Here is a 21,915-nt window from a genome sequence, read left to right as displayed (position 1 = left end):
ATAACTCTAAAAAATGCAAAGATACTAACAATATCAGGCAATTACTGCTAACTTAACAAATTGTTTTAAACCAACTTTATAGAAATGTTATTTCTTAAACTCTCATGGGAAAGTTTTCGCTTCGCAATATCTGCATTAAAAACTAGTCTGACACGTACCATATTATCTCTATTGGGAGTTACGGTAGGCATCTTTGCTATTATAGCAGTATTTACACTCGTTGATTCATTAGAAGCAAACATTAAATCATCCTTCTCATTTTTGGGTACTAATGTTATGCGAGTGGATAGATTTCCCTATGCAAATGGCCCCCAAGATTATCCTTGGTGGAAATATTTCAGAAGACCACCAGGGACAGTAGCTGAGTACGAATTTCTCGAACAAAACCTGACCTCTGCGAAAGCAGTTACCATCTCTGCATCCTCTAGCACTACTGTAAAAGCAGGAAGTAACGCGTATCAAGGCATGCAACTAACTGGAGCGGTCTATTCTTATCAGGATGTGTACGAGCTAACAATTGAAGAAGGTAGGTTCTTCACTCAGTCCGAAATAAACGCCTCAAGAAACATGGCAATCATCGGTAGAGAAATTGCCAATACACTTTATCCTCAACAGGAAGTAATCGGTAAATCAATTAAAATTAAAGGAATGAAATTCACCGTTATCGGTGTATTTGAAGAAGAAGGGGAAGGATTATTTGACGCACCATCTAAGGATCAAGCATGCCTTATTCCTTATGGAGCTTTTAATAAGATGTATTATACCGGAAGAAACGGTATGGAACCTACCATTGCCGTACAAGGCATGGAAGAAGACATAGGATTGGTAGCACTAGAAAACGAAATGACGGGTTTGCTACGAGCCAAAAGAGGCTTAAAACCACGAGACGAGGATAATTTTGCATTAAACAAAACAGAGTTTATTCAGAATGCCATCGGGTCGATTTTCGACGTAATCTCCGTGGCAGGATGGGTTATTGGCGGCTTCTCAATTTTAGTAGGTGGATTTGGTATCGCTAATATCATGTTCGTGTCCGTTCGTGAGCGAACCAATATTATTGGTATTCAAAAGTCGCTAGGAGCTAAAAATTACTTTATCCTTTTTCAATTCCTATTTGAATCTGTTCTTCTGAGTTTGATCGGTGGAATTACTGGAATTATAATTGTCTATTTCATGACATTTATCCAATTAGGCACTTTGGAAATCACACTTTCCTTAAGCAATGTCATCTTAGGTCTCGGAGTATCCACTATCATTGGAGTAGTTTCGGGAATCGTTCCTGCCACGCTCGCAGCGCGAATGGATCCAGTAGAAGCTATTAGAACGAATTAATACACGCTAATTCACTATACAAAAAAGAGGTTGATCAAATGAATGATCAACCTCTTTCTGTATATAAATGCTTTATAATTCAAACCTATTCTTTCTCCACTACTTCACTTGTTCCTTTGGAGGATAAGCCAGATGCAGCTTTGATCTTTAATTCCAGCTCTTCCATCAGTTCAGGATTGTCCAGCAGAAGGGTTTTCACAGACTCACGTCCCTGACCTAGTTTTTCCCCATTGTATGAGAACCAAGAGCCAGCCTTTTTTACTATATCCAGCTCCACACCAAGATCAACTATTTCTCCTACTTTGGAGATTCCTTGCCCGTACATAATATCAAATTCTACCACTTTAAATGGTGGCGCAACTTTATTCTTCACCACTTTCACCTTGGTTCTATTACCTAGGATATTATCAGCACTTTCTTTGATCTGACCGATTCTTCGAATATCCAAACGTACCGAGGCATAAAATTTCAATGCATTACCACCAGTAGTAGTCTCAGGATTACCGAACATCACACCAATTTTCTCACGAAGCTGGTTGATGAAAATACAGGAACAGCCAGTCTTATTGATTGCTCCAGTTAGCTTTCGCAAAGCCTGAGACATCAATCTAGCTTGCAAACCCATTTTGGAATCACCCATATCGCCTTCCAGCTCTGCCTTTGGCACCAAAGCGGCAACAGAGTCAATCACGATAATATCTATCGCACCGGAACGAATCAAATGCTCTGCAACCTCAAGAGCTTGCTCCCCATTGTCTGGCTGAGAGATCAGAAGATTCTCTGTGTCTATACCCAATTTTTCTGCATAGGCCTTATCAAATGCATGCTCAGCATCTATAAAGGCCGCCATACCACCAGCTTTTTGCGCCTCTGCTATACAATGCAGCGACAAGGTAGTTTTACCGGAAGATTCAGGTCCATAAATCTCAATCACACGTCCACGTGGAATCCCACCTACACCTAAGGCGATATCCAAACCTATCGAACCTGTGGATATGGCAGGAATATCCACAACCTTATTATCGCTCAGTTTCATTACCGTGCCTTTACCGTAAGTCTTCTCCAACTTGTCGATGGTCAGTTGCAGGGCTTTTAATTTTTCAGCGTTATTACTCATGCTATTATTTTGTTAGATCCTATAGTTATATGAAAGTAAATAAACAGTAGTTTATAAGCAAGACAGCCACAACTATTGTTTTGGAAAGGCAAATTCGTAATTTTAATCGCCTTTCGGCACGTTTTTTCGTAATACCTATAGAATACCATCCTTTTCGTCAGGTATTGTCATTATAATTTATGAAAAGAATCCTCGGATCACTTACTCTCATTGTATTCTTTACCCTATTCGATCTCTCCGCACAAGATCAAGTAAGCTCCTATCCTTATACTTTTGGTGAGGAATTATCTTTTGAAGTTTCCTACGGATGGCTCAATCTTGCTGATGCCAAAATGCAAGTTTCCAAAAAACCGCAAAGTCAGAATGACAAACCACATTATAAAATTGATGTGTACGGCAAAACTAAAGGCGCAGCAACGATTTTTGGGAAAGTGAATGATAACTGGGGAACCTACCTCGATATTGAAACTAACCTCCCTTCCTTATCCTATAGACATATTGAAGAGGGCAAATACCGAAAGCACGAGTACGTCCACTTCGATCAAAAAAACAAAAAAGCAACTATGAAGCTTTTTGATAAGGAAAACAGAAATCTAAAGGACACAAAAGACTTTGATTTACCTGGTCAAGTTCAGGATCTGGTCAGCGGATTTTATCACTTAAGATCTCAAGATTTAAGGGATTTGAAGCCCGGAGAATCTATTCTAATCCGCGGATTCTTTGATAAGGAAATATATAACATTAAGTTAATCTACGAGGGCACAGAAACCCTAGATACCAATCTTGGAAAAAAGGAAACGTACATATTCTCTCCACAGCTCCCTAAGAATAAACTTTTTCGAGGAGAATTCCCTGTGAAGGTATGGGTCACAAAGGATCAGTATAAAATCCCAGTTAAAATCAAGGCCAATCTATTCATTGGCTCTCTCAATCTAGACATCATCTCTGCCAAGGGTTTGAAAAACAATTAATCCAAAAGTACATAACACTGGGGTAACATAGTGTCGCTATTATCAAACATTCTAGGCATTTGCATCCATTTTTAACACCCCCTGCGCTCATTTATTAGGTCCCAATCCTTAAATATTTCTTAATTTTAAATCAAACATTAAGAAATCCCTGATGAGCGAAAAGCAAAAAATCAAAGTTCTGGTAGTTGACGACGAACCTGATATTGTTGAAATCCTAAAATATAATCTCCTCAAAGAAGGTTATGATGTAGCCACTGCGGAAGATGGATTGAAAGCAGTAAAAACAGCAGCAAAGTTCCTACCTGACGTGATTCTTTTGGATATCATGATGCCTAATCAGGATGGCGTAGAAACTTGCCTTCAAATCAGACAGATCCCCGAGCTCAAAAATACCTTCATCATTTTCCTTACAGCTCGCATGGAAGAATATTCAGAAGTAGCGGCATTTGACGTTGGGGCAGATGATTACATCACCAAACCTATCAAGCCACGCGCATTGATGAGCAGGATTTCAGCGCTTTTCAGACGTGAGTCCAAGAAGGAACAAGATCAGATCCAGATCAAAATCAGAGATTTGATTATTGACCGTGGCAGCTATACGATTGACAAAGCAGGAAAGACAATTATCCTTCCTAAGAAAGAATTTGAGTTGTTGTATTTCCTAGCCAAAAGCCCTAATATCGTTTTCAGTAGAGATGAACTTCTTCAAAATATCTGGGGAACCGATGTATATGTGTTGGCGCGAACTGTCGATGTGCACATCAGAAAAGTACGTGAGAAAATTGGAGATGATTACATTACTACCGTAAAAGGTGTAGGTTATAAATTCGAATTAGGACAATAAATGTTTACCACTTCCAGAGGAATCTCTTTGATCCTGGCTTTAGCCATCTCGGCCCTGGTTGTCGCATTTTTGTCCTTGATGAATGAGTCGACTTACCTATTGCTCCTGGTAGCTTGGGGCGTTGCTTTTTCATCGGCTTACTTGCTAATTTCATTCACACTGGAGTTTTTTATATTCAAGGAAATCGGAGATATCTATTCTCTTTTGGAGAAAATCCAACGAAAAGATTTATCTGAAATCAGTGAAAAAGGAAGAATAAGTTCTATTTCTCCGTTGAGGAAAATCAATAAAGTCATAAATTCCTATGCGATAGCACGCCAAAAAGAAATTGATACCCTGCAGAAGAACGCTGAATTTAGAAGGGAATTTATTGCCGACATTTCACATGAGTTAAAAACCCCGATTTTTGCTACCCAAGGGTATATTCACACCCTTTTAGACGGAGCGATTGACGACAAACAAGTTAGAATGCGCTTTCTGAAAAGAGCTGCCAAAAGTCTAGATTCACTAGATATACTTGTTCAAGATCTTCTCACGCTGAATCAAATGGAAAGTGGTGTAATCAAATTCAATTTTACGGATTTTGATATGAAAGTACTTCTCGAAGAAGTAATGGAGGAGCTAGAACACAAGGCTTCTAAGCGGGACATACACATAGAATTTGAAGTAGAGTCAACTAAGCACTACTTGACAAATGGAGACAGACAGAAGATTTACCGAGTTTGCCAAAACTTGATCTTCAATGCCATGAAGTACAATCATACTGGCGGAGAAGTAAACATCTCCCTTAAAACTCTTAAAAACACCATCAAAGTGGATATCAAAGATGATGGACAGGGAATTCCTCCAGAAGACTTAAAGCGAATTTTTGAACGCTTCTATCGGGTGGAGAAAAGCAGAAATAAAAAAGAAGGGGGCACAGGCTTAGGATTAGCGATAGTTAAGCATATTCTAGAAGGCCACAAAAGCAAGATTTCTGTAAGTTCTACCGTGGGTAAAGGATCTATTTTCAGCTTTTCGCTACCTCTAGTGAAAGTCGATCCTACCGAAGAATAACCATAAGTGGTAACCCATAAAGAATAAAATCCAGAGAAGTTTTTTACCCATCCTTTTTTCCCTACTTTTGCAGCCTCAATTGAAGAGGCAGGAGAATCCATGAAGAAAGTAGATTTTGACAATCTTATTCTGTTTGAAAACGAGGATTATTTAGTAATCAATAAACCGCCGTATCTATCAAGCTTAGACGATAGGCACGAAGCGCAGAACATCCTAGACTTAGCCAAGGCTCACACACCCGATTCCCAACTGTGCCATCGATTGGATAAGGAAACTTCAGGATGTCTAGTGATTGCTAAGAATCCAGCGGCCTACAGGCATTTGGCCATGCAGTTTGAAAGCAGAAAAGTAAACAAAGTCTATCATGCAGTGGTGGAAGGGATCAAGGAATTCAGCGATGAGCTGGTGGACAGAAATCTCGCAGCCAACAATAAAGGAATAGCCAAAGTAAGTAAAGATGGCAAGCCAGCGCAGACGATTTTCAATACGTTGAAAACCTACTACGCACATACATTAGTCGAGTGCAAACCCATCACTGGGAGACTGCACCAGATTAGGGTTCATTTGGCTTACCTCAAGTCCCCGATTTGCGGAGACACTTTATATGGAGGTAACCCTTTATACCTTTCTTCTATCAAGCGTCGATTTAATTTAAAAAAAGAGACAGAAGAATTACCAATTATGCAGCGGGTTTCGCTTCATGCTTATTCGATTGGATTTCAGGGTTTGGACGGAGCAGATTTGTTCATAAATGCCCCCTATCCTAAGGATTTCAAGGTTTTGGTTACTCAGCTAGAGAAAACCAGCTAAGAGATCCCCATCGAAAAAAGTGAAGAAAAACCCGAAAATGATTGGTAGTAAAAAGCTAAGCCTGTGAAAATTAGGACTTAGTATTGGAAATATTTTGCATCCAAAACAAAATACTCCTATCTTTGTGTCCCTTTTTGAGGGTGAAATAAATTTAACAAGCTAAATATTAAACAGTTACACAGTGGATACTTTGAGCTATAAGACCGTATCAGCCAATGCCGCAACTGTAGAAAAGCAATGGGTGGTAGTGGATGCCCAAGCTGCAGTTTTAGGTAGATTGGCTAGTGAGGTAGCAAAAATCTTAAGAGGTAAGACGAAGCCAAGCTTCACGCCTCATGTTGATTGTGGTGACAACGTCATCGTAATTAACACAGACAAAATCAGATTAACTGGTGACAAGTGGGACTCCAAAGTTTATGTGAGACACACAGGTTATCCAGGTGGACAGCGTATTTCTACGCCAAGATTATTGAAAGAGAAATCTTCAACTATCTTGATCGAGAAAGCTGTACGAGGCATGTTGCCTAAAAACAGATTGGGAAGAAAATTATACGGCAACTTGTACGTATATGAAGGATCTGAGCATCCGCATATTGCACAGCAGCCTAAACCAATCACTCTTTAATCGTCTATTATGGAAATGATCAACAAAATCGGTAGAAGAAAAACCTCTGTGGCCAGAATTTATATGTCCCCAGGAAAAGGTGAAATCACCGTTAACAACAGATCTCTAGAAGTTCACTTCCCTTTTGAACTTCACCGGATTGTAGTAAAACAGCCATTGACACTAGTAGGTGTAGATGGTAACTACGACATCAAGATTAATGTAGATGGTGGTGGAAGTACAGGTCAAGCAGAGGCAGCTCGTATGGCTATCTCTCGTGCGCTATGTGAGTTCGACATAGAGCATAGACCAGCATTGAAAAAAGAAGGTTTCCTTACTCGTGACCCTAGAATGGTGGAACGTAAGAAGCCAGGACGTAGAAAAGCAAGAAGAAAATTCCAGTTCTCAAAACGTTAATCTGGATATACTTCTGGATATACAAAATATATTATGGCAAAATTAGAATATAAAGACTTACTAGATGCTGGTGTTCACTTCGGACACTTGACGAGAAAGTGGGATCCAAGAATGTCTCCATACATTTTCATGGAGAAAAATGGTATCCACATTATCGATCTTAACAAAACGCTTGTATGCCTCGACGAAGCATCTAACGCAATCAAGCAAATCGTACGCTCAGGCAAAAAAGTGATGTTCGTTGCTACTAAGAAGCAAGCGAAAGATCTTGTAGCTGCAGAAGCGAAGAGACTAAACATGCCTTTCGTAACCGAAAGATGGTTAGGTGGTATGATGACCAACTTCGCGACTATCCGTAAATCATTGAAGAAAATGTCTGGCTTGGACAAATTGATGAAAGAGGAAGCTTATAAGAACCTTGCGAAAAAAGAGCGTTTGATGGTTTCTCGTCAGAAAGACAAGATGGAAGATGTTCTTGGCGGTATCGCTGACTTGAGCAGATTACCTGCTGCACTTTTCATCGTGGACATCAAAAGAGAACACATTGCTATTGCTGAAGCAAAAAAGCTTGGTATCCCTGTTTTCGCATTAGTAGATACGAACTCTAACCCGAACGAGGTAGATTTCCCAATCCCTGCTAATGACGATGCTTTCAAGTCCGTATCTTTACTGGTTAAAGCATTCGGCGCAGCTATCGAAGAAGGTCTTTCAGAGCGTAAGAGAGACAAAGAAGACGCTAAACTTACTGAAGAGGAAGAAGCGAAAAAAGCTGTGGACGCTGCTGAAACAAAAGATTAATCCACTACTTGATTGAAATATATTAAAAATTGAACATCAGGTTTCGGCCTATGTTCAATTTTTTTGTTTTACCTGCATTTGCCTTTTGAGAATTCTCACTCAGACCAATGCACCCCATTACCGAGCACAAAACGTCTACGTTCTTCACTGAGAGCTAGAAGTTTTTGAAATTGAATTATATCGTTTAATCATACAAACTGATAATACCATGGCAATTACTGCACAAGAAGTAAACAAATTGAGACAAATGACCGGCGCCGGTATGATGGATTGCAAAAAAGCTTTAACTGAAGCTGAAGGCGATTTCGAAAAAGCGGTTGATATCCTTAGAAAAAAAGGTCAGAAAGTATCTGCTTCCAGAGCTGATCGTGAGACTAAAGAAGGTGTAGCATTAACTAGAATCACTACTGATGGCTCAAAAGGATATTTACTTACATTGACTTGTGAAACAGATTTCGTGGCCAAAAACGAAGGTTTCGTGACGTTTGCTAATTCTTTGATGGACATCGCAGTCGAAAACTCAGCTACTACGATCGAAGCTATTCTTGCACTTCCTTTCGAAGATCAGCTCGTAGCAGCTAAGATCGTTGAGATGACTGGCAAAATCGGAGAGAAACTTGAGATCTCACACTTTGAGGTAATAGAAGCTGAGACTGTAGTTCCTTACATCCACTCTAATGGTAAATTAGGTGTATTGGTAGGCTTGACTAATACAAACGGAACTGATGTAGAAGAAGCTGGAAAAGATGTAGCAATGCAAATTGCAGCGATGAACCCAGTTGCTTTAGACAAAGACGGAGTTGATTCTTCTACTGTAGAGCGTGAAATCGAAGTTGGAAAAGAGCAAGCAAGAGCTGAAGGCAAACCTGAAGAAATGCTTGAGAAAATCGCTTTGGGTAAACTGAATAAGTTCTACAAAGAGAACACACTTCTTAGCCAGTCTTTTGTAAAAGACAACAGCATGACGATCGCTCAATATCTTGATAGCGTAAGCAAAGGTATGACTGTATCTGCATTTAAAAGAGTATCTATCGGTTAATCCGAAAAGATCCTTAACCATAAAAAAACCTCTTCAATTGAATTTGAAGAGGTTTTTTGGTTTCCAAGTATTTGCTATTTTTAAATCTTTTAATCCGAAACTGAACCAGTAAAAGACAAAAGCTTCTTAATGTATGGTAAACACTCGCACTAAAGTAACTTCGGTCACCGGTCATCGGTCTTCCAGCTCGGTAAGCAAAGAAAAGAATATAAATGGCATCATTTGGGATAATCAGATTTTTAAAAATGCTTCCAGCCCTGAGCCTTAATCTGCACAGCCGTTCCACTTTTAGTGACTAGGAATTTCCCTTCCTCCGACTTTGTGATATGACCTATGAAGTGAATATCAGGATGCTTTTCTAGTTTCTCAAAGTCATTCTGATCAATCGTAAATAGCAATTCGTAATCTTCTCCCCCATTCATGACGCAGGTAATCGGATCGAGATTCAATTCCACAGCAGTATCAAAAGTCTGCTTATCAATTGGCAACTTATCTTCATAGATCGTAGCTCCTACTCCTGAGGCTTTGCAGATATGGAAAATCTCCGAAGCTAGTCCGTCCGAAATATCTATCATACTGGTAGGGATTACATCCATTTCCCGTAGTTCATGGATAATATCCACTCGGGCATCTGGCTTCAATTGACGAGCAGTGATAATGGTATATTTACCCAAATCAGGCTTCATATCAGGATTGGCAAGAAATACTTCCTTCTCACGCTCTAAGATCTGCAATCCAACCAAGGCTGCCCCAAGATCTCCAGTCACACAAAGAATATCATTTTCTTTAGCTCCAGATCTATAAGAGATTTGCTCAGGTTTTGCTTCGCCGATCGCAGTCACAGAGATCACCAAGCCACTTCTCGAAGCAGTAGTATCACCACCAATTAAATCCACACCATAATGCTCACATGCTGCATGAATACCTTCATACAAAGCGTCAATTGCCTCCACGGAGAATCTGTTAGATAGCGCGATGCTTACCGTGATCTGCTTTGGAACAGCATTCATAGCTGCCACGTCAGATACATTCACAGCCACAGCTTTGAAACCCAAGTGAGGCAATGGTGCATAGGATAGATCAAAATGAACTCCTTCCACCAAAAGATCAGTGGTCACGACTTTGACCATATTTCCAGCTTCAATCACTGCAGCATCGTCTCCAATACCTTTTAAGGTGCTGGAGTTTTTAATAATTACTTTTTTATTTAGATGATCGATCAAGCCGAATTCACCCAAATCGTTTATTTCTGTTCTTTTTTCTGACATAGTATTATTTCTCGCGGCGGCGCTCCCGATAGCTATCGGGAAACGCAGCGTTTTATGTACTTATTCTATTGGCACTTTTTGAATTTCAGATTTACGAGATTTAAAGTGAAGTTGAGGTTCTTCTACAACTCTCGCCACTTTGAGACCTTCCTACAATTCAGCATCTTCTAAACCAACTTTTTCAATTTTCAGATCTTTCAATCCGCCCCGGCGGACAAGTTTTTTCCATCAAAAATATCTAATGATAAATGTTCACTAATGAATATTGAAGTTAAGATATCTCCTGACACAACTCAATCAAAACACCATTCGTGCTTCGAGGATGTAAAAATACCACTAATTTATTATCTGCTCCCAGTTTCGGATTTTCATTCAAGATTTCGAAGCCTTCACCTTTGAGTCTTTCAACTTCAGCCGTGATATCCTCCACATCAAATGCGATATGATGAACACCTTCTGATTTTCGCTCCAGATATTTAGCAATCGGACTACTTTCATCTGTCGCTTGGAGTAGTTCAATTTTGGTTTCTCCTACTTGGAAAAAAGATGTCGCTACTTTCTCTCCATCTACTTTCTCCGTTTTGAAGTGTTCTTTTCCAAGTAGCTTCGCAAAAAGTGAATTAGACTTTTCTAGATCGCTTACAGCGATTCCTATATGCTCGATTTTCCTCATTTTTAAATTTGCTATATTTGCAGTGAATCATTTTGGGAGCAAGCCTGTTTTCCCAATATTCAACTTAAGACAAAGTAATATATAAAAATATGATAATCGTTTCTGACAAAGCCAAAGAGCGTATCCTAGAGCTCAAAAAAGAGGAAGGACGCGCAGAAAATGAAAATATACGTGTTTCGGTGAAAGGTGGCGGCTGCTCAGGTCTAATGTACGACTTAGGCTTCGATGGCGCTCAAATAGAAACTGACCATGTATTTGAAGATAAAGGAGTGAAAATCCTAGTGGACAGAAAAAGCTTACTATACTTAGCCGGAACTACACTGGAATTCACCGACGGACTGAATGGAAAAGGTTTCCAATTCGTCAATCCAAATGCTAGCAGAACCTGCGGATGTGGCGAAAGCTTCTCCGTATAAGCTAGCATTCTTGCAAATCATAAGAAGGCAACCTGATCGGGTTGCCTTTTTTAGTGCATTTTTCGCCTCAATCCTTACCTTTGCCCACTAGAAAATTAACCCAGATTATGGAAGAGCAAATCAAAAAAATTCAACTCAATGACTTGCACGTTGCCCTTGGCGGTAAAATGGTGCCTTTTGCAGGATATAATATGCCTGTGCGTTACAGTTCTGATAATGAAGAGCACCTTTGCGTGAGAAATGGCGTGGGCGTTTTTGATGTGTCCCATATGGGCGAATTCATGGTGGAAGGCCCAGAGGCTCTCAACCTGATCCAAAAAGTTACTTCAAACGATGCTTCTAAAATCGTCGATGGACAAGCGCAGTATTCTTGCTTTCCAAACGAAACTGGTGGTATCGTAGATGATCTTATCGTATACAAGTTTGAAGACGAGAAGTTTATGCTTGTCGTAAATGCTGGTAATATTGACAAAGATTGGACTTGGGTAAACCAGCACAATACCATGGGCGCTACCCTCACCAATATCTCTGATGGGATGTCACTTTTCGCTATTCAAGGCCCGAAAGCTATCGAAGCAGTACAATCCCTGACGCCAGTTAATCTTTCTGAGGTTAAATTCTATCATTTCACTGTAGGAGAATTTGCAGGAGTTCAGGATGTGATCATCTCTGGAACGGGATATACAGGCTCCGGTGGATTTGAGATCTACGTGAAAAATGAGGATGCTGAAAAAGTTTGGAACGCTGTGTTCGAAGCTGGAAAAGACTTTGACATCAAGCCAATCGGCCTAGGTGCTAGAGATACACTCAGAATGGAAATGGGTTATTGTCTATACGGAAATGACATCACCGATACCACTTCCCCTTTGGAAGCTGGGTTGGGTTGGATCACCAAATTCAATAAAGACTTCACCAATTCTGATGCGCTTGCAACACAGAAAGAAGCTGGAGTATCAAAGAAATTGGTTGGCTTCATCATGCAAGAAAGAGGTATTCCAAGAGGACATTATCCTATCGTGGATGCAGCTGGAGAGGTAATTGGTGAAGTAACCTCAGGCACACAATCTCCAAGCATGGGAGTTGGTATCGGCTTAGGTTATGTAAAAACAGAATTCAGTAAGGTGGGAACTGAGATTTTCATCCAAGTAAGAAACAAGAATTTAAAAGCAGTGGTGGAGAAACTTCCACTTTTGAAAGCCTAATGCAACACGTAGAAATCTGCTTCAGTCCAGAATTAATTCACCTGCATGAATTACAGGGCAAAATCGTGGTAGTGGTTGATATTTTTCGAGCCACTTCCACGATGGTTGCGGCATTGGGAAATGGAATCTCAGAAATAAAAACCTGCGCTGACCTGGAAGAATGCCGAACTATGGCTTCTTCGGACTATTTAATTGCAGGGGAAAGAAATGGAATCATGGCGGAAGGTTTCCAGTTGGGAAATTCACCTCTAGCCTATCTTACCGGTGAATATCAAGGCCAGAAACTTGCGATGACTACTACTAATGGTACGCTGGCAATTTCTAAATCTATTGGAGCCGAAGAGATTTTGATTGGTGCTTTTCCAAATCTACAGGCAACTGTTAGCTACATTCAATCACGAGAAATGGATGTCCTAATTCATTGTGCTGGATGGAAAGGAAAGTTTAACCTAGAAGACTCTCTCTATGCCGGAGCACTGGTAAAAGCATTGGAGGCAACTCACTATTCTGAAGATGATGCAGCGATTGCTATGAAGTCTTTGTATGAAAAAGAAGGGCATGACCTGAAGAATTTTCTTTCACAGGCTTCCCATGCAAAACGTCTACAAAATCACAACATCGATTCCGATATAGACTTTTGTCTTACGCTGGATTTATTCAGCTTGGTAGGCAAAGTTGAAAACGGGATTCTAACTGGTATAAAGCTTTAAAATGCTTCTCCAAAAGTAAAATAAAACTGAAGATCCTCTCCAGGAGAATGAGCTAAATCTAGTCGCAGATTTAGCTTTTTCTTTTTAGTGAGTTGAAATCTCCCCCCGGTTCCGTAGGTAAGTTTTGTGTTTTGAAATTGAAATTTATTTTCAGCAGAGAATACATTTCCAACTCCCGAGAAAAACGCTGCACCCCAACGTGGAAGAAATTTATATCGATATTCTCCTTGCAGTATCACCGAATTTTGATCTCTATATTTCCCTTCGAAAAGACCCCGCATCCGCTTGTTCCCTCCCATATTTGCCAGCGAAAAAAAAGGAGCTCCTCCTGAAGTAAGTTCAGAGTAAAAATTAGTCGCAAATACCTGATTATCTTTTATCGGAAATAGGTTTCTCAGATCAACTACTACACGGTTGTATTTAAAATCACTTCCTAAGTACTTAGCGTATTGCTGAAAACTAACCTCCGCATAATTCCCATTTGTGGGATATAGCTGATTGTCTCTAGAATCATAAACTAGTAAGGGACCAATCCCACTTACAACACCTCCTTGGGGTCCTGTAAATTCCCCATTGATTAACTGACCAGTAGGATCTAGATCGTATATATCATAACTGTCAAATCCATATCGAATACCTAAATACAAATTGGGTGAAATTTTACGTGCATAATCAAACCTAATCCTCGGATATTTGGCGGAATAGCTTTCTTGATCACTTTCTGCTATATCATTTCCAACTCCATAGAAATAATATACATAGCTGTACCATCCCACTTCTCCAATAAAAAGATCTTTGTTCGCTGGTGTGAAAATCCTCCAACTTGCATAGGTTAAAATTTGCTTTCTCAGAGAATAGGCAAGCCCAGCTGTTATTAGACTCTCATAGGTGTCAATGTTTGCGAGCTTGAACGAACCTACTGCGCCCGCCCCGAACACCCATTTAGTCTCAGGAGTATAATAAACCAGAGGCAATACAGAAATTGTAAGTTTATCATTTTTTCCAATTCCATCGGAGTCAGCTTTTTGAGCTAGGCAATTGAATGATACAAATAGGAACAGGAATATAAATCTCACGTTGAAAAGTACGAAAGTCCCTTCAAAACAGATTAAAGTATTGATAATTATCTGACCTTATTATGCTCTAGGCATGACTAAATAGGTGGTTTTATAAAGATTTTTTTTTTTTGAACCATCCTTGATTTTTGGCGTTTACCGATAAGTTAAACTACCATCAACCAACTTTTAACAATGAAAAACGGAACTATGATCCAATTTTTCCATTGGTATTCCCCAGAGGATACCATTTGGAAGGAAGTAAAAGAGAAAGCAGAATACCTGGGAAATCTAGGAATTACAAGTGTCTGGCTTCCTCCAGCTTCGAAAGCTGAACAAGGAGGAAGAAGTGTAGGGTATGATAGTTACGATTTATTTGACCTCGGGGAATTTGACCAGAAAGGTTCTGTAAGGACTAAGTATGGTACTAAAGATGAATTTATTGAAGCGACTCAAGCCCTTCATGATAAAGGAATTCAGGTCATTGTTGATTTAGTATTTAATCACAAAGCTGGAGGAGATGAAACTGAAGTCATCAAAGCCATAAAGGTTAGTGAAGAAAATCGTTTGGAGAACATCTCAGATCCTTATGATATTGAAGCTTTCACTAAATTTACTTTTCCTGGAAGAAATGGAATGTATTCTAAATTTATATGGGATAAACAATGCTTTAGTGGAGTAGATTACGATCATAGAAATCAAGATAACGGCATATTTAATTTTTTGAGCGAATATGGTGACGATTGGGAAAACGTGATCGACGATGAAAAGGGTAATTATGATTACTTGATGTTCTGCGATATAGAATTTAGAAATCCAGCAGTACGTGAAGAGTTATTAAATTATTCTCTTTGGCTACACGAACTCACCTATTTCGATGGAGTGCGTTTAGATGCCGTAAAACACATACCACCTCAATATTTTAAAGAATTTCTTCACCTACTTAGAGAGCGGACAGGAAAGGAAATCTTTGCAGTTGGTGAGTATTGGGCCCCAGGTTATTTAGAATTACTCCAGCGCTATATTGATGCTACTGACAGCACAATGAGTGTGTTTGATTCTGCACTTCAACACAATCTTCATAAAGCATCAAACGCAGGTAGTGAGTTTGATCTACGAACAATCTTCGATGAATCATTAGTTGCGCACAACCAAGCATTGGCTGTAACACTAGTGGACAATCACGATACGCAGCCACTTCAGTCACTGGAAGCGCCAGTTGAACCATGGTTCAAGCCGCTTGCTTACGCACTTATCTTGCTGCGCAACGATGGTTATCCATGTGTATTTTATCCTGATCTCTTTGGTGCGAGCTATTGGGATAAAGGGGACGATGGTCAAGATTATGAGATTTTTATCAATAAAGTGGACGGATTGGAAGCAATGCTTTATGTTAGAAAAGATTTCGCTTTTGGAACTCAGCGTGATTATTTTGAAAGCATGAATACAATCGGTTGGACAAGAGAGGGAGACGAGGAGCATTCTGGATGTGCAGTAGTGATGTCCAATGCCGATGGCGCCACTATCTCAATGGAGATTGGGACTAGATATTCAGGGAGAAGTTTCCGTGATATCCTAGGTAAAATCCAAGATGAAGTATGGGTAAATGAGTCCGGATGGGCAGAATTCCATTGTGCTCCGGGATCAGTTTCTGTTTGGACTGAAATCATTTAGACTTTTCAAGAGCTGGCAAATACTGCCAGCTCTTTTTATTATTCAGCGACCTTAGTTAAAAGATGAGCTGACAACACTTTTATCTCCGCAACAAATGGCCTAGATTGACAGGCTGAAACTACAGCGGATTATGAGATACAAATTTTTAAATCATACACTTCTTATCATTTTACTGGCCTCAGTATTTTTTAAAAGTTATGCACAGACAAGCAAACCAAATGTACTTTTCATCGCCGTCGATGATCTTCGATCTGAATTAGGCCACTTTGAAAACAGCACTATCATTACGCCAAATCTCGATAAGTTAGCTTCCGAAGGCGTAAGTTTTAGCCACCATTTTGTGCAAGTTCCCACCTGCGGAGCTTCTCGTGCGGCTTTTCTCACTGGGAAAAGACCGAGCAGAATTGTTGAACTAGGTAATAATATAATGGGCGATGAATGGTCCATTAAACCTGAATCAGAAAATCCAGAAACATTTATCCATCATCTTCGAAGGAATGGATATCATACTGTAGGCATAGGCAAAATCTCCCATTCAGCAGATGGATATGTTTATGGATACGAGGAGGCAGTTTCTAATCAAAGAGAATTGCCATACAGCTGGGATGAAATGCCATTTGACTATGGGCAATGGGAAACTGGCTGGAATGCATTTTTTGCTTACGCAAATGGGGAAAATCGCCAAAGCATGAAAAAGCAAGTTAAGCCCTACGAGGCAGCGGACGTAGATGACTTGGGATACCCGGACGGATTGACAACACAGTTAGCAATCAAAAAACTACGGGAATTAAAAAATCAATCACAGCCATTTTTCTTAGGTGTAGGTCTATTCAAACCACATTTGCCTTTTACCTCTCCACAAAAATACTGGGATCTTTACGACGAAGATCAAATTCCTGTGGCAAAGAATCCTAGGAAGCCTAAAAACGTGGCAAATTCTAGTCTCCAAGAAAGTGGTGAGTTCAATGGCTATGAATTGGGTGAAGAAAAAGCTGGATTGGATAAGATCCTATCCGATGATTATGCCAGAAAAATCAAGCATGCCTATTATGCTGCCGCGTCTTATTCGGATGCCCAGATTGGTTTAATTCTAGACGAATTGACGGCGCTTGAACTGGATCAAAACACCATAGTAATTGTGTGGGGAGATCATGGCTGGCATTTGGGTGAGCAGCAGATTTGGGGAAAGCATACGCTTTTTGAAAATGCATTAAATTCTGCGCTAATTTTCAAAATCCCCGGATCTACTATTAGTAAAATTGATTCGTCAATTGTGGAATCAGTTGACATCTATCCTACACTTTTGGAACTACTCGACGTGAAAACGCCTGGAAATATGGATGGAGACAGCTTCGCAAGTCTATTAAAAACCAAAGAATCTCAATCTGGAAATGTCGCCTATTCCTACTACAACAAAGGGATTTCGGTCAGAACCGATCGCTATAGATTAACGAAGTATTTTAGAAGTGTCGAGCCAACTATTGAGCTATATGATCATCAGACAGATCCGCTAGAAACGATCAATATTGCCGAACAAAACCCGAAAATAGTAACTGAATTAATGCCCTTGTTGGAAAAAGGAAATACTGGATTGTTTGATTAATAAGGAATTACTTAAAACTAAGTAATAATTATATTTTCTAACATAGCAAAAATTTAAGTTTATGATTTATCTGATTTGGGGAGTTCTAAATATTTTATTGATTCTAAGTTGGCTGTGGATTGGATTCAGCCTTTTTTTTAGACGAAAAAACATTGCGGTAGGAAATTCAAGACCTTATTCTATTTTTTTTGTTGTCGGTTTACTCGTCTTACTTTCAGCTAAATCAAAGGATTCTGTCGCTCCTAAAATGAGTTACAATAAACCCACAACGGTAACTATTGTAGAAACAGGTAAAACCTTGACCAACCATATTTCCATTGTCTCTATCCGTGACAAAGAATCGGGTGAAATCCTAACGCAATACACAGATTCAAATCTTACAGGTTTTATGTCAGGTTTAGATTGGGAACAATCAGGAGTATACGAAAGTGACGGAAAGCTCGAAGTAAATGGCATTTTATCATGGAGGTTATTTGGGATAAATTTTTTCAGTCAATCGAAATCCTTTACTGAAGTAATTTCAGAATAGAATTAACCCATTCACTATTTCAGCTTCTCGTTATTCTTGTGCCTATCGATGTCTCGAATATTCTTCTTTTCGAAATTCTTCTTCATCGCATCAGTGAGATCAACACCAGTCTGATTAGCCAAGCAGATCAACACCCAAAGCACATCTGCCATCTCATCGCCTAGATCATTTCCCTTATCAGATTCCTTGAAGGATTGCTCTCCGTAGGTTCGGGACATGATTCTGGCTAACTCTCCGACTTCTTCCATCAATATTGACATATTAGTCAATTCGTTGAAGTAGCGGACACCGACAGTTTTGATCCAATGATCTACTTGCTGTTGGGCTTCAGAGATGGTAATTTCGGATTTCATATTACTTTTGAGTTTTACCAAAATTAACAATCTATTAGTTTCCACCGCAAAAATCAAGTTTAATCGGTTCGGTTCTTGCAGAAAGCAGTTTCAATTTTAGGTATGCCCAAGGCAAGTCTTTAAAACTTGCTAAAAGCAAAATCAGGGTTTTATGAATTCATATTTCGAAGCGATCAGAACCTCCATTCTTTATTTTCCGCTTATTGCCTTTCTAAGCTTTGTGCCCTATGCATATTTCCAATATCGTAGGATAGGATATGTTCAAGTTAACAGAGGCTTTGTTTTTTATGTCTTCGCATTTTATCTGATGACAGCATTTTTCCTAACTGTTCTCCCTCTTCCACCGATTTCAGCTAAATTCTGTGAATTCAGAGGAAGTGTTCCTCCAACATTTTTTCCATTTCGTTTTGTGATAAATACCTTCAGAGAGGTACAAGGAAATATATCACTTTTCAGTATTGTACAAAGCACCACCTTTATGGTTACCGCTTTTAATGTATTGTTATTAATGCCATTGGGCTTTTTCCTAAAGTATCTATTCCAAATTAAAAGTATTGGAATAGCAACTTTGCTAGGTTTTTTAGCATCTCTATTCTTCGAAATCACGCAACTTACAGCCCTTTACGGACTATATCCATGCCGATACAGATATTTTGAGGTGGATGATTTGATCACCAACACGTTTGGATGTTTCGTCGGATTTACCATTGCATCCTATACTACTTTTCTTCCAAATGTATCCAGTAAGCCACTTTTAAATCAAAGCTCGGTCACGTTGACACAGCGATTTTTGGCAATATTTGTTGATTCACTTTTGGTGATTTTGTTTACCGCCTATATTATTGAGGGGATTACAGAGAAAGTGTGGCTACTCTCTCTGATGAAAGTCGGACTGCTATATTTCTATTTTATTCTTACAAGCAAACTGACCAATGGACAGACCTTTGGCAAGAAGCTATTGGGCATTCGAATCGTCAGAATGGATGGGCTTAAACTCAGTTACAAAGATTTAATTGCTCGTTATGGCATATTTTTGATACTCCCTTTTTTGGTTGGTGAAGTATCTAAATTTTTGATTGACACCAGATTCGATGACAATTTTTACTTATTTCTATATATGTTATTTTTAGCCATTTGGTTTTTTGGAACCGTTATGGTGACTTTTATCAGAAAAGATCGACGCGGTTGGCTGGATAGATTTGCTCATACTACGCAGGTTTTAGCACAAAAGGAGAAAGAAAAGTAAGTAGTCTTTTAAAAAATTTTCAGGTTACAAAAAACAATTCTAGAAAAATTTACATAATGTTTCGAGATGTTGGCTTAAATTGAGGCGTGTATATAGACTGAGGATTTCCTCACATTGGATATTCACAAACTCTACAAGTTAAGCCATGAAATATTTCATTATTCTTCTTTTTACCTCACTTATTTCTGTTTCCTGTTCTACTAAGGAAGAACCAAAACAGCTTCCACGCATTGCAATAGCAGGAATAGCGATTGAGTCGAGCACTTTTTCACCAGCGACAAGTGATGTAGAGTCCTTCCGAACTAGAGAAGGCGCCGATATATTCTCTTATTACCCGTTCCTTGATTCAGCTTCTGCGGATAGAGGGAGAGCCGAATGGTTTCCAACCCTTAGAGGTCATGCCATTCCAGGTGGAATAGTGACCCGGGAAGCTTATGAAGAGTTGGTGGGTAAAACGCTGAAAATGCTAGAAGAGAATCTACCCTATGACGGACTTTTCTTCGATATCCATGGTGCCATGAGCGTGATAGGATTAGATGATCCAGAAGGGGATTTCATCATCAGAGTTCGAGAAGTTGTAGGGACAGAGACTTTGATTTCCACCTCTATGGATCTACATGGAAATGTTTCATGGAGGCTGGCAGAAAACACAGATTTGATCACTTGCTACAGAATGGCTCCCCATGAGGATGCGCTAGAATCGAAGCAAAGAGCAGTAGAAAATATGTTGGATAGGCTGGAAAGTGGCAAAGGAAAACCTGCTTACAAAGCTTGGATTCCGGTTCCTATTTTGCTACCTGGCGAAAAGACAAGTACTAGAATCGACCCTGGCATGAGTCTTTATGCAAAAGTAGACCCAATGACCAAGAAAGAAGGAGTGATCGATGCTGCGATATGGATTGGATATGCTTGGGCAGATGAGCCTAGAAATCATGCCGTGGTGATGGTGACTGGAGATGATGAGAAACAGGTGACAGAATCGGCTGAGGAACTTGCGAAGAGCTTCTGGGATGTGCGGAATGAATTCGAATTTGTTGCTCCTGTAGCCACCTTGGATGAAAGCTTGAAAATGGCATTAGCTAGTGACAAAAAGCCTTTCATGATTAGCGACATGGGTGACAACCCAACTGCTGGTGGTGCTGGCGATGTAACTTGGACATTGACAGAAATTTTAAAAAGACCTGAATTCAAATCTGAAGACGGTCCAATATTGATTTATGCGTCTATCCCAGGTCCTGAGTTTGTGGAGAAGGCAATTGCTGCTGGAGTTGGAGGAAAAGTGGAAGGAACTGCTGGAGCAGCTATTGACGACAGGTTTGCACCTCCTGTGATGCTGAAAGGAACTGTAGAAGCAATCAAAGAAGGCGACAACGCAGCTGAAGTTGAAGTAGTAGTGAAGGTTGGCTCGGTGCATGTAATCGTGACCAAAAAGCGCAAGCCTTATCATAGAGAAAGTGACTTCACAAACCTTGGATTGAAGCCAAGAGAGGCAAATATTGTGGTAGTGAAAATTGGCTATTTAGTGCCGGAATTATATGATATGCGAGGAGATTGGATTATGGCATTGACTCCGGGCGGAGTTGATCAGGATTTGGAGAGATTAGGATACAAGCGAATTAACCGTCCGATGTTCCCGTTAGATGCTGCGATGGCAGATCCAGATTTGAAAGCTAAATTTGTTCCAGCGGCGAATAAGCTTGACTGATTTTTAATGAAAAAGTCTTGAGTCTTAAGTCTAAAATCTAACATCTTTGGAAAATGATGAACGCAAAACCATCTTCAGTTGAAGAATACCTCAGTTGGTGCTCTCCGGAGGTAAGAGAAAAGCTTGAACAAATGCGCACAACTATTCTGAAAGCTATTCCAAAAGCTAAAGAAGTTATCAGTTATCACATGCCAGCATATAAAACTACAGAGGTACTGGTATATTTCTCTGCTGCCAAAAAGCACATAGGCTTCTACCCTACAAGCAGTGGTGTGACTGAATTCAAAAAAGAGCTCAAGAAATATGTGACCTCAACTGGCGCTATTCAATTCCCACTAGATAAGCCTCTACCGATTCAATTGATTACCGATATCTCTAAATTCCGAGCCGCGGAAGCTGAGGCTAAAGCGGAGCTGAAGAAGAAGAAGAAAGAGTAAACGGCATAAAGTGATTTTCTAAATGCTGGAAGACCGAAGACGGGAGACCGAAGTGT

At 39.8% G+C, this 21,915-nt stretch carries 23 protein-coding genes; 18 read left to right on the top strand and 5 right to left on the bottom strand.

What is annotated here, in order from left to right; genetic code table 11:
• The first annotated feature begins 84 nt into the window (after positions 1-84).
• The gene (locus tag BVH02_RS00115; protein WP_086497713.1) at positions 85-1,332 is read left to right on the top strand and encodes an ABC transporter permease; all 1,248 of its coding nucleotides are present in this window, start codon (positions 85-87) and stop codon (positions 1,330-1,332) included.
• Between the two features lie 85 nt (positions 1,333-1,417).
• Here the strand turns inward: BVH02_RS00115 and recA are convergent, their stop codons facing one another.
• The gene (recA, locus tag BVH02_RS00110) at positions 1,418-2,449 is read right to left on the bottom strand and encodes a recombinase RecA (RefSeq protein WP_086497712.1); all 1,032 of its coding nucleotides are present in this window, start codon (positions 2,447-2,449) and stop codon (positions 1,418-1,420) included.
• Positions 2,450-2,628: 179 nt separating this feature from the next.
• On the opposite strand from recA, the gene BVH02_RS00105 reads away from it, so the two are divergent.
• The 8 genes from BVH02_RS00105 to tsf all read left to right on the top strand — a co-directional run bounded on the left by BVH02_RS00105 (position 2,629) and on the right by tsf (position 8,988).
• Positions 2,629-3,420, top strand: a complete 792-nt coding sequence (locus BVH02_RS00105) for a DUF3108 domain-containing protein (RefSeq protein WP_086497711.1) — start codon at positions 2,629-2,631, stop codon at positions 3,418-3,420.
• Between the two features lie 151 nt (positions 3,421-3,571).
• Positions 3,572-4,264, top strand: a complete 693-nt coding sequence (locus BVH02_RS00100) for a response regulator (RefSeq protein WP_086497710.1) — start codon at positions 3,572-3,574, stop codon at positions 4,262-4,264.
• Positions 4,265-5,320, top strand: a complete 1,056-nt coding sequence (locus BVH02_RS00095; protein WP_086497709.1) for a sensor histidine kinase — start codon at positions 4,265-4,267, stop codon at positions 5,318-5,320.
• Between the two features lie 99 nt (positions 5,321-5,419).
• Positions 5,420-6,130 (top strand): RluA family pseudouridine synthase, encoded by a 711-nt coding sequence (locus BVH02_RS00090; protein WP_086497708.1) that lies wholly within the window; start codon positions 5,420-5,422, stop codon positions 6,128-6,130.
• A gap of 181 nt (positions 6,131-6,311) precedes the next feature.
• Positions 6,312-6,755, top strand: coding sequence for a 50S ribosomal protein L13 (gene rplM, locus BVH02_RS00085; RefSeq protein ID WP_086497707.1), 444 nt, complete (start codon positions 6,312-6,314; stop codon positions 6,753-6,755).
• 9 nt (positions 6,756-6,764) lie between these two features.
• Complete coding sequence (gene rpsI, locus BVH02_RS00080) at positions 6,765-7,151, top strand: 30S ribosomal protein S9 (RefSeq protein ID WP_086497706.1); 387 nt, start codon at positions 6,765-6,767, stop codon at positions 7,149-7,151.
• Positions 7,152-7,184: 33 nt separating this feature from the next.
• Complete coding sequence (rpsB, locus tag BVH02_RS00075; RefSeq protein ID WP_086497705.1) at positions 7,185-7,949, top strand: 30S ribosomal protein S2; 765 nt, start codon at positions 7,185-7,187, stop codon at positions 7,947-7,949.
• A 208-nt stretch (positions 7,950-8,157) separates the two neighbouring features.
• Positions 8,158-8,988, top strand: coding sequence for a translation elongation factor Ts (gene tsf / locus BVH02_RS00070; RefSeq protein WP_086497704.1), 831 nt, complete (start codon positions 8,158-8,160; stop codon positions 8,986-8,988).
• A gap of 239 nt (positions 8,989-9,227) precedes the next feature.
• Here tsf and thiL read toward each other — a convergent pair whose 3' ends face one another.
• Both thiL and mce read right to left on the bottom strand, forming a co-directional pair.
• Positions 9,228-10,256, bottom strand: coding sequence for a thiamine-phosphate kinase (thiL, locus tag BVH02_RS00065; RefSeq protein ID WP_086497703.1), 1,029 nt, complete (start codon positions 10,254-10,256; stop codon positions 9,228-9,230).
• Between the two features lie 271 nt (positions 10,257-10,527).
• Positions 10,528-10,929, bottom strand: a complete 402-nt coding sequence (mce, locus tag BVH02_RS00060) for a methylmalonyl-CoA epimerase (RefSeq protein WP_086497702.1) — start codon at positions 10,927-10,929, stop codon at positions 10,528-10,530.
• A gap of 89 nt (positions 10,930-11,018) precedes the next feature.
• Here mce and BVH02_RS00055 point away from each other — a divergent pair, with 89 nt between their 5' ends.
• The 3 genes from BVH02_RS00055 to BVH02_RS00045 all read left to right on the top strand — a co-directional run bounded on the left by BVH02_RS00055 (position 11,019) and on the right by BVH02_RS00045 (position 13,257).
• The gene (locus tag BVH02_RS00055) at positions 11,019-11,345 is read left to right on the top strand and encodes a HesB/IscA family protein (protein WP_086497701.1); all 327 of its coding nucleotides are present in this window, start codon (positions 11,019-11,021) and stop codon (positions 11,343-11,345) included.
• 107 nt (positions 11,346-11,452) lie between these two features.
• Positions 11,453-12,547, top strand: a complete 1,095-nt coding sequence (gene gcvT / locus BVH02_RS00050; protein ID WP_086497700.1) for a glycine cleavage system aminomethyltransferase GcvT — start codon at positions 11,453-11,455, stop codon at positions 12,545-12,547.
• On the top strand, positions 12,547-13,257 hold the full coding sequence (locus BVH02_RS00045; RefSeq protein ID WP_086497699.1) for a 2-phosphosulfolactate phosphatase: 711 nt from the start codon (positions 12,547-12,549) through the stop codon (positions 13,255-13,257). Before gcvT ends, BVH02_RS00045 begins: the two co-directional genes overlap by 1 nt.
• On the opposite strand, the gene BVH02_RS00040 is transcribed toward BVH02_RS00045, so the two are convergent.
• Positions 13,254-14,333, bottom strand: coding sequence for a BamA/TamA family outer membrane protein (locus BVH02_RS00040; protein WP_158093837.1), 1,080 nt, complete (start codon positions 14,331-14,333; stop codon positions 13,254-13,256). The two genes, BVH02_RS00045 and BVH02_RS00040, sit on opposite strands and share 4 nt — an antisense overlap.
• A 174-nt stretch (positions 14,334-14,507) precedes the next feature.
• On the opposite strand from BVH02_RS00040, the gene BVH02_RS00035 reads away from it, so the two are divergent.
• From BVH02_RS00035 to BVH02_RS00025, 3 genes are all read left to right on the top strand, one after another.
• On the top strand, positions 14,508-15,986 hold the full coding sequence (locus BVH02_RS00035) for an alpha-amylase (RefSeq protein WP_086497697.1): 1,479 nt from the start codon (positions 14,508-14,510) through the stop codon (positions 15,984-15,986).
• A 130-nt stretch (positions 15,987-16,116) separates the two neighbouring features.
• A complete protein-coding gene (locus tag BVH02_RS00030; protein ID WP_086497696.1) occupies positions 16,117-17,589 on the top strand; it encodes a sulfatase in 1,473 nt (490 codons plus the stop codon).
• 61 nt (positions 17,590-17,650) lie between these two features.
• The gene (locus BVH02_RS00025; RefSeq protein ID WP_086497695.1) at positions 17,651-18,118 is read left to right on the top strand and encodes a hypothetical protein; all 468 of its coding nucleotides are present in this window, start codon (positions 17,651-17,653) and stop codon (positions 18,116-18,118) included.
• A 14-nt stretch (positions 18,119-18,132) separates the two neighbouring features.
• Here BVH02_RS00025 and BVH02_RS00020 read toward each other — a convergent pair whose 3' ends face one another.
• Positions 18,133-18,471, bottom strand: coding sequence for a nucleotide pyrophosphohydrolase (locus BVH02_RS00020; RefSeq protein WP_191278297.1), 339 nt, complete (start codon positions 18,469-18,471; stop codon positions 18,133-18,135).
• A gap of 151 nt (positions 18,472-18,622) precedes the next feature.
• Between BVH02_RS00020 and BVH02_RS00015 the strand changes: the two genes are divergently transcribed.
• From BVH02_RS00015 to BVH02_RS00005, 3 genes are all read left to right on the top strand, one after another.
• Positions 18,623-19,717: a VanZ family protein gene (locus BVH02_RS00015; RefSeq protein ID WP_086497694.1), complete on the top strand. Its 1,095-nt coding sequence runs from the start codon at positions 18,623-18,625 to the stop codon at positions 19,715-19,717.
• 145 nt (positions 19,718-19,862) lie between these two features.
• Entirely contained in the window at positions 19,863-21,422 is a 1,560-nt protein-coding gene (locus BVH02_RS00010; RefSeq protein ID WP_086497693.1) for a M81 family metallopeptidase, read from the top strand.
• Positions 21,423-21,475: 53 nt separating this feature from the next.
• A complete protein-coding gene (locus BVH02_RS00005) occupies positions 21,476-21,859 on the top strand; it encodes an iron chaperone (RefSeq protein WP_223271783.1) in 384 nt (127 codons plus the stop codon).
• The last annotated feature ends 56 nt before the right edge of the window (positions 21,860-21,915 follow it).

The sequence above is a fragment of the Algoriphagus ratkowskyi genome (assembly GCF_002150505.1).
In the GTDB taxonomy this organism is placed as follows: Bacteria; Bacteroidota; Bacteroidia; order Cytophagales; family Cyclobacteriaceae; genus Algoriphagus; species Algoriphagus ratkowskyi.
The sequence above is the reverse complement of the archived record's forward strand: the minus strand, read 5'-3'. Positions and strand labels throughout refer to the sequence as shown.

Bases quoted from the DNA above. Each gene is read 5' to 3' on its own strand.
- BVH02_RS00015 (WP_086497694.1), top strand. From the start codon at position 18,623: ATGAATTCATATTTCGAAGCGATCAGAACCTCCATTCTTTATTTTCCG.
- BVH02_RS00090 (WP_086497708.1), top strand. From the start codon at position 5,420: ATGAAGAAAGTAGATTTTGACAATCTTATTCTGTTTGAAAACGAGGAT.
- mce (WP_086497702.1), bottom strand. From the start codon at position 10,929: ATGAGGAAAATCGAGCATATAGGAATCGCTGTAAGCGATCTAGAAAAG.
- BVH02_RS00010 (WP_086497693.1), top strand. From the start codon at position 19,863: ATGAAATATTTCATTATTCTTCTTTTTACCTCACTTATTTCTGTTTCC.
- rpsB (WP_086497705.1), top strand. From the start codon at position 7,185: ATGGCAAAATTAGAATATAAAGACTTACTAGATGCTGGTGTTCACTTC.
- BVH02_RS00035 (WP_086497697.1), top strand. From the start codon at position 14,508: ATGAAAAACGGAACTATGATCCAATTTTTCCATTGGTATTCCCCAGAG.
- BVH02_RS00025 (WP_086497695.1), top strand. From the start codon at position 17,651: ATGATTTATCTGATTTGGGGAGTTCTAAATATTTTATTGATTCTAAGT.
- BVH02_RS00020 (WP_191278297.1), bottom strand. From the start codon at position 18,471: ATGAAATCCGAAATTACCATCTCTGAAGCCCAACAGCAAGTAGATCAT.
- BVH02_RS00055 (WP_086497701.1), top strand. From the start codon at position 11,019: ATGATAATCGTTTCTGACAAAGCCAAAGAGCGTATCCTAGAGCTCAAA.
- BVH02_RS00005 (WP_223271783.1), top strand. From the start codon at position 21,476: ATGATGAACGCAAAACCATCTTCAGTTGAAGAATACCTCAGTTGGTGC.
- BVH02_RS00045 (WP_086497699.1), top strand. From the start codon at position 12,547: ATGCAACACGTAGAAATCTGCTTCAGTCCAGAATTAATTCACCTGCAT.
- thiL (WP_086497703.1), bottom strand. From the start codon at position 10,256: ATGTCAGAAAAAAGAACAGAAATAAACGATTTGGGTGAATTCGGCTTG.
- BVH02_RS00115 (WP_086497713.1), top strand. From the start codon at position 85: ATGTTATTTCTTAAACTCTCATGGGAAAGTTTTCGCTTCGCAATATCT.
- BVH02_RS00030 (WP_086497696.1), top strand. From the start codon at position 16,117: ATGAGATACAAATTTTTAAATCATACACTTCTTATCATTTTACTGGCC.
- BVH02_RS00095 (WP_086497709.1), top strand. From the start codon at position 4,265: ATGTTTACCACTTCCAGAGGAATCTCTTTGATCCTGGCTTTAGCCATC.
- tsf (WP_086497704.1), top strand. From the start codon at position 8,158: ATGGCAATTACTGCACAAGAAGTAAACAAATTGAGACAAATGACCGGC.
- gcvT (WP_086497700.1), top strand. From the start codon at position 11,453: ATGGAAGAGCAAATCAAAAAAATTCAACTCAATGACTTGCACGTTGCC.
- BVH02_RS00100 (WP_086497710.1), top strand. From the start codon at position 3,572: ATGAGCGAAAAGCAAAAAATCAAAGTTCTGGTAGTTGACGACGAACCT.
- recA (WP_086497712.1), bottom strand. From the start codon at position 2,449: ATGAGTAATAACGCTGAAAAATTAAAAGCCCTGCAACTGACCATCGAC.
- BVH02_RS00105 (WP_086497711.1), top strand. From the start codon at position 2,629: ATGAAAAGAATCCTCGGATCACTTACTCTCATTGTATTCTTTACCCTA.
- rpsI (WP_086497706.1), top strand. From the start codon at position 6,765: ATGGAAATGATCAACAAAATCGGTAGAAGAAAAACCTCTGTGGCCAGA.